The organism is Arthrobacter sp. P4_F10 (assembly GCF_056401435.1).
Window position 1 is genome coordinate 46,733 of record NZ_JBFUJJ010000020.1, and the last position, 12,708, is coordinate 59,440.

10 protein-coding genes are annotated in these 12,708 nt (G+C 67.2%); 3 read left to right on the top strand and 7 right to left on the bottom strand.

Annotation, left to right across the window (positions count from 1 at the left end):
- Positions 1-30 precede the first annotated feature (30 nt).
- The 6 genes from AC1DR1_RS17160 to AC1DR1_RS17185 all read right to left on the bottom strand — a co-directional run bounded on the left by AC1DR1_RS17160 (position 31) and on the right by AC1DR1_RS17185 (position 9,461).
- The gene (locus AC1DR1_RS17160) at positions 31-1,017 is read right to left on the bottom strand and encodes an alpha/beta hydrolase fold domain-containing protein (RefSeq protein WP_476992950.1); all 987 of its coding nucleotides are present in this window, start codon (positions 1,015-1,017) and stop codon (positions 31-33) included.
- Positions 1,014-3,728, bottom strand: a complete 2,715-nt coding sequence (locus tag AC1DR1_RS17165; RefSeq protein ID WP_364742934.1) for an alpha-L-rhamnosidase — start codon at positions 3,726-3,728, stop codon at positions 1,014-1,016. The genes AC1DR1_RS17160 and AC1DR1_RS17165 overlap by 4 nt, the downstream gene beginning before the upstream one ends.
- 69 nt (positions 3,729-3,797) lie before the next feature.
- The gene (locus tag AC1DR1_RS17170) at positions 3,798-4,805 is read right to left on the bottom strand and encodes an ABC transporter ATP-binding protein (RefSeq protein WP_364742931.1); all 1,008 of its coding nucleotides are present in this window, start codon (positions 4,803-4,805) and stop codon (positions 3,798-3,800) included.
- Positions 4,802-6,889, bottom strand: a complete 2,088-nt coding sequence (locus AC1DR1_RS17175; RefSeq protein WP_476992951.1) for a dipeptide/oligopeptide/nickel ABC transporter permease/ATP-binding protein — start codon at positions 6,887-6,889, stop codon at positions 4,802-4,804. The genes AC1DR1_RS17170 and AC1DR1_RS17175 overlap by 4 nt, the downstream gene beginning before the upstream one ends.
- Complete coding sequence (locus tag AC1DR1_RS17180; RefSeq protein WP_476967337.1) at positions 6,886-7,839, bottom strand: ABC transporter permease; 954 nt, start codon at positions 7,837-7,839, stop codon at positions 6,886-6,888. The genes AC1DR1_RS17175 and AC1DR1_RS17180 overlap by 4 nt, the downstream gene beginning before the upstream one ends.
- Before the next feature lie 68 nt (positions 7,840-7,907).
- Positions 7,908-9,461, bottom strand: a complete 1,554-nt coding sequence (locus tag AC1DR1_RS17185) for an ABC transporter substrate-binding protein (protein WP_229995819.1) — start codon at positions 9,459-9,461, stop codon at positions 7,908-7,910.
- A 373-nt stretch (positions 9,462-9,834) separates the two neighbouring features.
- Here AC1DR1_RS17185 and AC1DR1_RS17190 point away from each other — a divergent pair, with 373 nt between their 5' ends.
- From AC1DR1_RS17190 to AC1DR1_RS17200, 3 genes are all read left to right on the top strand, one after another.
- Entirely contained in the window at positions 9,835-11,088 is a 1,254-nt protein-coding gene (locus AC1DR1_RS17190; RefSeq protein ID WP_364742922.1) for a glycoside hydrolase family 1 protein, read from the top strand.
- A 124-nt stretch (positions 11,089-11,212) separates the two neighbouring features.
- On the top strand, positions 11,213-12,067 hold the full coding sequence (locus tag AC1DR1_RS17195) for an IclR family transcriptional regulator (protein WP_476992952.1): 855 nt from the start codon (positions 11,213-11,215) through the stop codon (positions 12,065-12,067).
- Positions 12,068-12,146: 79 nt separating this feature from the next.
- Entirely contained in the window at positions 12,147-12,443 is a 297-nt protein-coding gene (locus tag AC1DR1_RS17200; protein WP_229995816.1) for a hypothetical protein, read from the top strand.
- Positions 12,444-12,521: 78 nt separating this feature from the next.
- Here the strand turns inward: AC1DR1_RS17200 and AC1DR1_RS17205 are convergent.
- Positions 12,522-12,708: universal stress protein (locus AC1DR1_RS17205; RefSeq protein WP_476992953.1), on the bottom strand; the 187-nt coding region annotated here is incomplete at its 5' end.

Sequence of the window (12,708 nt, forward strand, 5' to 3'; positions counted from 1 at the left end):
GAATGCTACCGCCGGAAATTGGGCCCGCCCCTAAAGCCCCCGGACGAAATAATCCACCGCCGTGCCGAGGATGCCGTCCAGTTGGCCTTCGGCACCGAAGAAGCAGTGGTCACCGCCCCGGATGGGGATGAGTTCGTGGCGGACGTTCGCATCAGCGAGCGCCGCGGCCAGCAATTCGCTCTGGGACAGCGGCACCAGGCCGTCGCTGTCGCCGTGAACCAGCAGGAACGGCGGCGCGTCGGCACTGACATAGCCCAGCGGGCTCGCGGCGGCCAGCACGGCGGCGTCAGCGGTGCCGCCCACCAGCATGGGACCCGGCTCGAGGGTCATGCCGTCCGGCACCGCCGCGCTCAACGGCCCGTTCATCATGGCCGGGGGAATGTTCATGGCCGGCATGTCCGGCAGCGAGGACACGCCGTAGAAGTCGACGACGGCGCTCACGGCGCTGGAGTGGCCCTGGACTCCGAGGCCGCCTTCCAGGTCGTCGCGGCGGCCGGTCAGTCCCAGCAGGGCGGCAAGATGCCCGCCGGCCGACTCGCCCCAGGCGCCGATCCGTCCGGCGTCGATACCCAGCATGTCTGCGTGTTCGCGGAGGTACCGGACGGCGGCCTTGAGGTCGTGCAGCTGAGCCGGGAACGGTGCTTCCAAGGCATGGCGGTAGTCCACGGTGGCGCACGCGATCCCGGCCTCGTTGAGGAGCCGGAAGACGGAATCCCTGGCGAAGGTGGGCGGCAGTTCGCGGCGGTCACCGAGCTGGAACGCACCGCCGTGGATCCACACGACCAGCGGAACCGCGCCGCCGGTGTTCCGCGGCAGCCAGATGTCCATGGCGAGGCGGCGGAATCCGACGGTGATCGCGTAGCTGACTTCGCGGTGCACTGCGGAGTCCTCTGATACAACTTCGGCGTGGCCCGGGGGCAGGAACGCCGGGAAGGCCGGGGCCGGCAACCCGGCGGGTCCCACCTGCTCTCTTTCGCCGGGGACGGTTTCCATGGCTGTGGCGGGGTCCGGGGTCACGATGCGCTCCTTGCAAGTTGGCTCTGGTGGTCGTTGCCGCCGGCAGGGGCGGTGAGGGTATGGGTTCCGGGCCCGACGGCGGTGTTCGGCTGGCCGGCGAGGCGGACTTCCGCTGTGGTGCCGGACGGGACGGTCGCAACGAGGGTGATCCCGCCGTCGCCAATTGCCCAGCTGACGGCGATGAGGCCCTGTGGGCCCCGGTGCGACGTGGCCGCAGATGTGATCCCGGCGCCGGGACGCGGCTCGATAATGATCCGTTCGTAGGCCGCACTCCCGGGTGCCTGACGCAGGCCCGCCATGTAGCGGTGCAGGAACGAGACAACGGCGCCCTTGCTGTAGTGGTTCAGCGACTGGCGCGCTGTTCCGTCCGCGCCTATTCCGTCCCATGCTTCCCACATGGTGGTGGCACCGCGGTCCACCATCACCAGCCACGAGGGCTCGGAGTCCTGCATGAGCAGCTCATAGGCGAGGTCCAGCTGTCCGTTATCGGCGAGTACGGGCAACAGGTAGGGGGTGGCCAGGAAGCCGGTGCCAAGGTGCGTTCCGGCGCCGCGGACGAGGGTGACCAGCTGTGTGACCACCGCGGACCGGCCGCTGTCCGGAACCAGGTCAAAGGCCAGCGCGCGCACGCAATTGGCCTGGCTGGAGCCGCTGGCGGCTCCGGCTCCCACCGTTCCGTCTGCCACTGTTCCGTCTGCCACTGTTCCGTCTGCCCGTAGGTATTCCTGCTGCCACGCGCGGCGGACGTTATCGGAGAGCTCCCCGAGTTCCCGGGCTTTGTCCTCCTTGCCCAGGACGGCGGCGATCCTGGCCATGATGGCGGAGGAGTGCCGGTAGTAGGCGGTGGCCACGATGCCGTTGTCGGCGGAGCGGGAGGCGAAGAGGTCCGGCGCAGGGCCATCTGGTTCCATCCATTCCCCGAAATGGAAGCCGGTGTCCCAGAGGTACTGCTCATGCGGGGCCGGCGTGGCGTGCGCCGCCGCCCTGGCCGGGTGCCGGTTGCCCTCCGCGGTGCTGCGGATGAAGCCGAGCCAGCGTTCCATTGCCTCCCAGTTCTGTTCCAGGATGCCGGTGTCACCGGTGGCGAGATGGATCTCCCAGGGCACCATGACCACCGCGTCTCCCCACCCTGAGGACCCGTTTGTGAAGGCCATGAAGTCGGCGCTGGTTACCTCCGGGCCCGGCGAGGGAGAGATGTTGGCGACCACCCCGTTGTCCCATTGATCGGTCCGGACGTCCCTGAGCCACTTCGCCGTAAAACCTGCCACGTCGAAGAGGTAGGCGGCGGTGGGCACAAACAGCTGCCAGTCTCCGGTCCAGCCGGCCTTTTCCCGTTGCGGGCAGTCGGTGGGAACTTCACAGGCGTTGCCGCGGAAGCTCCACTCCACAATGTCGTGGAGCTTGTTGAGCCTGCCGTCGCTGCAGTTGAAAGTGCCCAGGCGCTCCAGGTCGGTCTGGACCATGCATCCTACGATGTCCGCCGGTTCCAGGTCTGCGTCCAGGCCCTGCACGGCAATGTACTGGAAGCCATGGGTGGTGTGGCGCGGTTCGAACACCTCGCCCGGGGCTCCCGAGGCCACCACGGAATCCACCTGTCCGGCGCCGAGGAACTGCCCCGGACTGCGGAAATCATGCGGACGGAGGTGCTCCTGGGTGACGTCGCCGTCAGAGCCCAGGGCTTCGCCGTACACCAGCGTGACAGTCTCGCCGGGGGTGCCAAGCCGGCTCAGGCGGATCCAGCCGTTGATGTTCTGGCCCAGGTCCACGATTTGGTTGCCGTTGGCTAGCCGCCTGATGGCCACCGGGCTGAGCTCTTCCACGATGCGTGTGGGCGGTGCCACCGGGCCGGTGAGGGTGGCACCGCCACCATTGCGAAGAACCGCGCGCCCTGCCCCCTGATGGCGGCGGCGAAGATCCACCCGCTGGCCGGCCATAAGGTCAGCGCTGACGATCTCCGTCGCGGAAACGTGCCAGGAGTCGTCGGTGCCGATGACCGTCCGTTCTCCGCCGGACTCCAGCTCCAGCTGGGCCAGGAAGGCCGTCTGCGTTCCGTACATGTCGGCGTCGCGTGTGTACCCGAAGGTGCCGCGGTACCAGCCGTCGGTGAGGACGGCCCGTACGGTATTGGCGCCGGGCCGGAGCAGGGCTGCGATATTGCAGGTCTGCACCTGGAGCGTGCTGTGGTAACTCGTCGAGCCCGGTGTGAGCTGCTGGTCCCCCACCCGCACGCCGTTGATGAAGAGCTCATAGATGCCGTGGGCCGTGGCATAGGCGCGCGCCGTTTCGGGGGCTTTGTCCAGCGTGAAGGTCTTGGACAGCGCATGTCCGGGGCGCTCCCCTGGATCCTGAACCGCCGGTTCGTCGGGGCCGATCCACTGCGCGGTCCAGTCTCCGGGATGCAGCAGGCCCAGTTCCACGGCCATCGGCTCGGACCAGGCGGACAGGACTTCGGTGCCGTCAGAGGCCACGTTCCAGGTCCGGACCTTCCAGTCGAAACGGTCCCGGGAGCCAAGGTCCGGCCCTGCGTAGGGCACAAAGCCATGGGTGCCGCCGTCCACGCGCCCGGTGTCCCAGCCGTTGCTGGTGGTGAGCTGGTAGGCGGTCTGCCGGAGCGTGCCGTTCGGCGGGGTCCAGCTGAATCTAGGCAGCGTATTGGTGATCCCGAAGGCTTCGCTGAGGTGATCGGTCCGAAGGCGCGTCGGGTGGTTCATGCGGGGGAAGCTCCCTGACGTTGTGCTGATCTGGCTTAGGCGGATCTCAAGTGGGGCTGGACGCGGGCATCAGGCGTAGTGGCAGGCGACGTCGGACGCGCCCACCCGGCGGAGGGCCGGACGCTCGGCGGTGCAAAGCTCCGTGGCGAGCGGGCACCGCTGGCTGAAGGGACAGCCCCCCGGCGACGCCGCCACCGCAGTGGCCGTGCGGACGCCAAGGGATTCGCGCAGTATCCTCCGCTCGGCCTGTTCCGCGGGCCTCGGCACGGGCGAGGCCGCCACGAGAGCCTGGGTGAACGGGTGCTTGGGCGACTCCGTGACCGCTTCCGAGGGCCCGCTTTCCATCACTTGGCCCCGGTAGAGCACCACAACGCGCTGCGCCAGGAACTGGACCACCGAGATGTCGTGGGCGATGAACAGGTAGCTCAGGCCGAGCTCGTCGCGGAGGTCGGCCAGGAGGTTGAGCACCTGGGCCTGGGTGGAGAGATCCAGGGCGCTGACGGCCTCATCGCAGACCATGAGCCTCGGTTCGCAGATCAGGGCACGGGCAACTGCGATCCGCTGCCGCTGGCCGCCGGAGAACTGGCTGGGATAGCGGTCCACGGCCTCGCGGGGCAGCCCCACGCGTTCGAGCATGGCTTCTGCTTTCCCGCGCGCCACTGCGGCGGTGACTCCGCGGATCCGCAGCGGCTCGGCCAGCGAAGCACCGATGCTCTGGCGTGGGTTCAGCGAGGAGTTGGGGTCCTGGAAGACCGCCCGCAGTTCACCGCCGAGGGCGCGGCGCTCTGCAGCATCGGCGTGGGTGATGTCCTTGCCCTGATAGCTGATCGTGCCGCCGGCGCTCGCCTGGAGGCCAAGGATTGCCTTGCCGATGGTGGATTTTCCGGAGCCGGATTCCCCCACCAGGCCTACGGTCTCGCCGGGACGGATGGAGAAGCTGACGCCGTCCACCGCTGCCGGGGACGCTGCAGCGTTCCGGCCGCGGCCGTACCGGACCAGCAGGTCTTTGACCTCCAGTATGGGCTGCTCCGGCGCAACTGGCGCCGTGTCCTGCCGTTCTGCCGTCTCGATGCTCATGCCAGGTCCTTTTCGACGATTTTCAGTACTCGGTGAGTGGGCACTTCGGTGGCAACCCATGCCAGGCCCTCCACCGCCAGTTCGTCCGCCTTGACGCAGCGGACCAGTCCGTCCTCGGAGCCGGAGGACAGCAGCGGCACCGGGGCGGCGCACGCGGAGCCGGCGAACTGGCAGCGCGCCATGAAGCGGCAGCCGGTGGGCCAGTCCTTTGGCTGCGGAACCTGGCCGCTGATGGTGGCGAGCCGTTCAGGCATGTCCGCCGCGGTGTTGGCGTGCGGGTCGGCGGCCAGTAGCGCCAGGGTGTAAGGGTGGCGGGGGTTGTCGAGAATATTGGCGGTCCGTCCGCTTTCCACCACCTGGCCGGCGTACATCACGGCGACGTTGTCGCAGATGTCCGCCACGACGCCCAGGTCGTGCGTCACCATCACCACGGACATCCCGGTGTCCTTCACCAGGGAGCGCAGCAGCGAAAGGATTTCGGCCTGCACGGTGACGTCCAGCGCTGTGGTGGGTTCATCGGCCACCAGCAGCCGGGGCCGGCCGGACAGTGCGAGGGCGATGGCAACGCGCTGGGCCATGCCGCCGCTGATCTGGTGCGGGTAGGTCTTGAGAATGCGGTTGGCGTCCACGATGCCCACTTTTTCGAGCAGGCCGAGGGCTTGGGCCCGTGCCTCGGCTCTGCCGACCTTCCGCAGCCGGCGGATGGCCGCGGTGAGCTGGTAGCCCACGGTGAACATGGGGTCTAGGGCCCGCATGGGTTCCTGTGAGATCAGGGCGATGTCCCGGCCGCGGATATTTTCCAGGTCGTGCTCCGTGGCGGCGGCGAGGTTCTTGCCGTTCCACAGGATCTGTCCGCCGGTGGCGGCCACCCCGGCCGGCAGCAGTCCCAGCAGGGACAGCGCCGTCATGGTCTTGCCGCAGCCGGACTCCCCCACCAGGCCCAGCACGGTTCCCTGCCCGACATCGAACGAGACGTCCGTGACCAGCGGAGTTCCGCCGTCGACCCCTACAGAGAGTCCGCGGACGCTCAGTTGGCCTTTCGCCGGGATGGCTCCCGTGTCGGCTGCCGCACCAGCGGCGCCCGCAGCGGCACCCGCCTCGGCTACCGTACGCGCACGCCGGCGGCGCGCCGCTGCCGACGGCAGGTGCGAGACGTAAGCGTTCGGCGCCTTTCCCAGGGCGTTGCCAATGGCGTTCGCGGCAAGGACGGTCAGGGCAAGCACTGCACCGGTGGGAACCATCAGCCACGGGGCGTCGTAGACGTGCTGGGAGGCGCCCTGGATCATGCCGCCCCAGCTGGGTTGTGGGATGGGCGGGCCGAAGCCGATGAACGCCAGGCCGGCCTGAATGAGCATGCCGACGGCGAAGATGAGGGCGGACTGGACCACGACGGAGTTGGTCAGTCCGGGCAGGACGTGGCGGAGGCTGATCCCCAGGGCGCTGACGCCGTCCACCTTGGCGGCGTCCACGTACAGCTGTGACTGGAGCGACTTGGCCTGGCCCAGCATGACGCGGTAGATGCCGGCGGAGATGAGGACGCCCAGGATGGCCATGATCAGCGGGATGTTGGTTCCCACGGCCCCGATGACCGCCAGGATGATGACGGTGCCGGGCAGGGACATCATGACCTCGGTGGCACGGCTGATCGCTCCTTCCGTCCGGTCTCCGCCGGCTGCCACCATCGCCAGGGCGGTTCCAAGCCCGACGCCGACAATCACCGTGATCAGTGAGGTTCCCAGGGTGCCGGCGGCGGCAGCGAAGATCCGGCTGAGGAGGTCCCGGCCGAGTTCGTCGGTGCCGAGCCAGTGCGCGGCGGTGGGACCGGACAGGACAGCGGTGAAGTCCTGGTCCTCCGTTTTGTAGGGTAGCCACCATTGGGCTGTCAGCGAGGCAACCACTATGGCGGCCAGCCATACGACGCCGGCCGCACCTCCGGGAGAGGCGAAGAGCCGGTTCGCGGAAAGTTTGCCAAAGGCGGCCCGCGGACCAAACTTGGGCCGGCCGACTTTGGGCGCTCCGGACGTGGGCTGGACGGCCGGGGCTGCGGCGCTGTCGGCAGGGGCTGGGGCGACGTTCGGGATCATGAGGCACGCAACTTCGGGTCGAGGAACTTGGTGGCGAGTTCCAGCACCAGGTTCACTGTCACCACCACGACGGTGGCGATGACCACCACGCCTTGGACGGCGGGGGCGTCGTGGGTGCTGACGGAGGTCTGGACGGCCTGGCCCAGGCCCGGCATGGCGAACAGCTGCTCCGCGATGACGGAACCGCCGAACAGTCCGATGAACTGCAGTGCGATGCCGGCAACGATGGGGAGGCTGGCGTAGCGCAGGGCGTGGATGTAGAGGATCTTCCAGGTGGGGGTGGCTGTGGCGCGGAGCGTGCGGATGTGTTCCTGCTGCAGCGCCTCGAGCATGGAGGCCCGGGTCTGGCGGGCAATGAACGCCGCGCCGCCTACGGCCAGCGTGATCACGGGCAAGGCCAGGGACAGGCCCCAGTCCTGCGGCGAGACCTCGAAGGGGACGTAACCAGTGGCGGGAAAGACCGAGGACTGGACGGCGAACAGGTACACGAAGATGATGCCGATCCAGAAGGCAGGCAGCGCCACGGCCAGGCCGCAGATCCCGCCGACGATGCGGTCTGTGATGCCGCCCCGGACCGCCGCCGTCACGCCCAGGCCAATGCCGAGGACAGCGCTCAGCACTGTGGCGCCGGCGGCCAGCGACGCGGTCACGGGCAGCCTGTTGGCCAGATCCGCCGAGACGGATCGGCCGTCGATGAGGGACGTGCCCAGATTGCCTTGGACTGCGTCTGCGAACCAGCGGAAGAACTGGGCGAGGAGCGGGTCGTTCCAGCCGAGCCGCCGATTGACCTCGTCAATGGCCTCCTGGGAGGCGCCGGCACCCAGGGACACAGCGCCGGGGCTGCCGGGCATCGCGTGCACCAGCATGAATGCCAGTACCGCGACCACCAGCACGGTGGCCAGCGCCATCAGCAGACGCTTGGTGATGAATAGTGCCATGGTGACCTCCATCGGTCAGGACCTGCCGGACGGCTGCCCCCCTTGCAAAGGCGGGGTGGCCATCCGGCAGGGTTCAGTGATCAGCTAGCGGGTGCGTAGGACGAGAGCAGCGGGTACGCGTTCGAACCCGCGAACTTCACCTGCTGGACCTTCTTGGTGTTGTAGCCCTGGTTGGTGAGTGACTCGTAGAGCGGGATCATCCAGCCGGATTCCACCAAGCGGGTGTTGAGCTTGGTGAGGGCGGTCTTCTTGGCGGCGTCGTCCTTCGCGGCTGCGGCCTCGCCCGTGGCGGCCGTCAACTGCTCATCGGAAGCCTTCTGCACATTGGTGAACCCGTTCAGGACCACGCCGTACATCAGGCCCACCGGGTTGTCCCAGCCGAGCGCGGCGTAGCCGAGGGGTGTGGTTGCGACGGCCGCGAAGGCTTCATCGGTGGAGGAAGCCATCTTGATGTTCATTTTGATTCCGACGGCGGCCAGATCCTTCTGGACGGCCTGCAGGTCCGTCTGGGTTTCGGCGCTGCCAACAATGGTGAACTCGAAGCCGTTACCGTAGCCGGCCTCGGCCAGCAGGCTCTTGGACTTCTCCGGGTCGTAGGCAAATGTGGATTCCAGTTCCGCCGTGAACCCGGCGGAGTCTTTGGGTAGGGCGTTCCAGGCGGGAATGTCACCCTTGTGCAGTGCCTCTACCAGGGCCTTGCGGTTGATGGCGTACTGGAACGCCTGGCGGACCTTCTCGCTGGCAAAGGCGGGGGCGGTCTTCCCGGTCTTGTCGAAGGAAACCATGGTGTGCAGGGTTCCACCGATCTGGGACACGCCGAGGCCCTTGGACTTTGCGAAGTCCACCGTGGGTGAGGTGAGCATGGCGACGTCGGCCTGGCCGGAGACGAGAGCGTTGGCGCGCGCCTGGGGATCCTGGATGACGCTGAAGGTGATCTTGTTGTAGGCGTAGTCTGCGGCGTCGGCGTTCTTGGCGTTCTTCACCATGACGTACTTGTTGCCCTTAACCGTGGAGGGGTCGAGCGTGTAGGGGCCGGAGCCGTCCGGGGTTGCGGCGAGGCTGGCCGTGTCGGCAACACCGGTCTTGCCGACAACCATGCCCATGGTCGAGGCGAGGTTCTTTTCGAACCCTGGCTGCGGCTTGGCGAACTTGATGGCCACCTGCGTGGGACTGACAACACTCACCGACGTGATTTCCTGGGCTCCGCCCTGGGCGATTGCGGAGTAGGCGCTGAGTGCAGGGTCGCTGCGGCGGTCCAGGTTAGCCTTCACCAGTGCCGCATCCAGGGTAGCGCCGTCCGTGAAGGTGACGCCTTCCTTGAGGGTCAGCGTAAGGACCGTATTGTCCGCGCTGTAGCTGAACTCCTTGGCCAAGCCCGGTCCAACAGAACCGTCCGGCTGCAGGGTCATGAGGTTTTCGTAGAGGCCTTCAAAAAACTGCCGCTGCGCGTCGGCGACACGCAGCGGATCGAAGCCGAAGGAAGCGCTGTCGCTGTCGACGGCGATGGTCAGTGTGTCTTTGTTGGCGGCGGTTGCCGCCTGGGACCCGCCGCCACAGGCGGTGAGCGAGCTCATGAGAAGCGCCCCGGCCAGAACGGCCGCGCTCCGTCGTGCGGTGGAGTTCAGAAGTTTCATGTAGTGCGCCTTCGCATTCTTTCTCAGCAAACGGGGGTCAACATCCGGGGAGCCTGGCGGCCTGTATGCCGATCGTCCATGACCAGCTTCCGGGCCGTTGCGCCGGAGCCCCTCTCGTCAGATGGGTCTCGGTGACCGGCTCACTCAAGGATCACGGCGACGCCTCAAACGGAAACACGAGAATGTCATTGATTGAAAAAGTATTGTGGTGGGGGTCACTCCGGACGGGTCCCGGGTGGACGCGCAATGTCCGCGTCAACAGCGATGAGCCTTTCAACCAATGAAAACGGCCACCCCGCCCCTGACATTGACCACGGAGGATGGACAGTCAGCCCACGCACAGTCGCTTGGCGCTCAGATCGAAAGGAACCAGATGACCGACTCTTTTGCCTTCCCGCACGATTTCCTGTGGGGCGTCGCCACGGCAGCCCACCAGGTCGAGGGAAACAACGTCAACAGTGACTGCTGGTTCCTTGAGAGGCTCCCCGGAACGATCTTCGCCGAACCGTCCGGAGACGCCGTCGACCACTACCACCGATACCGCGAGGACATCGCCCTGATCGCCGGCCTGGGGTTCACCAGCTACCGCTTCTCGCTGGAGTGGGCACGCATCGAGCCCGAAGAGGGCTGTTTCTCAGTGGCGGAACTCAATCATTACCGCCGCGTGCTCGAGACCTGCCATGAACACGGGCTCACCCCGGTAGTCACTTTCCATCACTTCACTTCACCCAGATGGCTCCTGGCGGCCGGCGGCTGGGAGGACCCGCAGACCCCCGAACGGTTCGCCCGCTACTGCGACCGGGCCATGCGGCACCTCGGCGACCTCATCGGCGTCGCCTGCACACTCAACGAGCCGAACCTCCCCTGGCTGCTCAAGGAGCTCGGTCTCGGCGGCGAGGCCCCCGAACGCAGGGCAGAGGTGCCGCTGTGGGCGGCCGCAGCAGACCGGCTCGGGATCGACGCGAGCCGCGTGGCGCCCTTCCAGTTCACGGTCTCCGAGGCCGGCTTCGACATCAAGCTCGCTGCACACCGCGAGGGCCGGGCCGCCATCAAAGCGATCCGGCCGGAGCTCCCGGTCGGGTGGACCCTGGCCAACACCGACATCCAGGCAGCCGAAGGCGGCCAGGACCGGGCGGACAGGATCCGTCGCGAGGTCAACGAACGCTTCCTCGTGGCGTCCCGCGACGACGACTTCGTGGGGATCCAGACGTACGGCCGGACGGTGTTCGGCCCGGACGGAGTGGCACCGGTCCCCGAAGGTGCCGAGACGAACCAGATGGGCGAGGAAATTTACCCTGAGGCCCTCGAAGCGACCATCCGGGAGGCAGCCAGGATCGCCGGCATCCCTGTCATCATCACGGAGAACGGCCTGGCCACCGACGACGACGCCCAGCGGCTGGCGTACCTCCGCACGGCGGTAGCCGGCGTGGCGTCCTGCCTGGCCGACGGCATCGACGTCCGCGGCTACATCGCCTGGACAGCCTTCGACAACTTCGAGTGGATCTTTGGCTACGGTCCGAAGTTCGGCCTCATCGCGGTGGACCGGGCCACGCAGGAACGGACCCCAAAGGCGAGTGCCAAGTTCCTCGGCAGCCTTGCCGGGACGAGGGTGACTGAGTCCGTTTGAACCGGCGCCGGCCAGTTGACGCCCCACCCAAGAGCGCCGCAGCCATGGGGCATTAGCTAGAAGTTTCATTGGGCGAAACACTATTGTGGTGGGGGTCACTGGCGACGAACTAGGAACGGTTGAAATGACAGCAGTCCCGCAAAGGGATCCGGACAGCGCCGGGCCCACACCCCCCGCACCTGCACGCGGCAAGCGGCCAAAGCAGGGCGAACCCGTCATCGACCGTGCCTTGAGCCTTCTGGCTGTGTTCACGGACCGGCGTCGCGCCCTGACGCTCTCCGAAATGGCCAGGTACGCGGACATGCCAGCGCCGACGGCGCTCCGGCTGATCGCCCGGCTGGTGGCCTGGGGTGCGTTGGAAAGGCTCGACGACGGTCGATACGTCGTCGGAGTACGGCTGTGGGAAGTCGCGTCACTGTCGCCTCGGGGCCATGGCGTGAGGGAAATCGCGCTGCCCTATCTTGAGGACCTTTTCGAAGTAACACGCCATCACGTCCTCCTGGCTGTGCTCGACAAGGACGAGGCCGTGCTGATTGAACGGCTGTCGTCCAAGCAGGCTACCGAGGTGGCGTACCGGGTGGGCGGCCGGGCACCGCTCCGGTCCACCGCCGTCGGCCTGGTGTTGCTGGCCGGTGCGGACACTGCATTCCAGGAAGCCGTCATCAAGCAACCCGCTGATGAGGAGGCCGGCGTGGACGTCATGCCGGAGGGGCAGCTCAGACGCACGCTGTCCGACGTGCGCCGCACTGGCGTCGCCATGATCAGAAGGTCAGCGCCCTCCCGGACCGTCTCCGTGGCCTCCCCCATTTTCGATGCCCAGGGCGCCGTCGCCGCAGCACTTTCCATCGTGGTTCCCGACGGCGCGACTCCCCCGAACGTGCTGGCGCCGGCAGTCCAGGCCACAGCCAGGGCGGTCTCCCGAAATCTCGGGTTCAACGCCGAGGCCAGCGCCGGAGTGCGGCACCAGGCGCAGGCGTAAGGCAAAAGCACTTGACGTGAACGGTGGCGGAGTCTAGGACTGGCTTTGTCCAGTCCCAACCACCAGCCTAGGAGTTGTTATGGAGACCACGCCCTACGGAATCGTGCACTTTTTCCGGGGAGGCACCAAGGAGCAGTACGAGGCGTCGCTTGCGGCGGTCCATCCAGGCGAGGGGCGCCTGCCGGAGGGTCAGATCTTCCATGCCGCCGGGTCTTCCGAGGGCGGTTGGACCATCATGGCCGTCCATGACTCGAAGGAGAGCTGGGAGAAATTCCGGGACACGATCCTCATGCCCCGGATGCAACAGGGAATTGAGGGCGGCTTCACCGCTCAGCCCGAAGAGACGGTCATCGACCTCTACAAGGTACTGCCCTGAAGCCGGGTAAGTCGCACCGACTTATTCCAATTTCTCGCCGATAAGCCGCTGAACGTCCGCGGCCTGTCGGCGGGAGACTCAGGAAGGTATCGGACGGACCACCAGGACAGGGCACGGCGAGTGGCCGGTCACCTGGGCGGAAACCGATCCGATGTGCAGGCCCGCGAAGCCGCCGTGGCCGCGCGAGCCGACCACCACCAGATTGGCTTCCCGTGCGGCGTCAAGAATTGCCGACGCCGCCGAGTCGCTGTGGACGGTCCGCGTC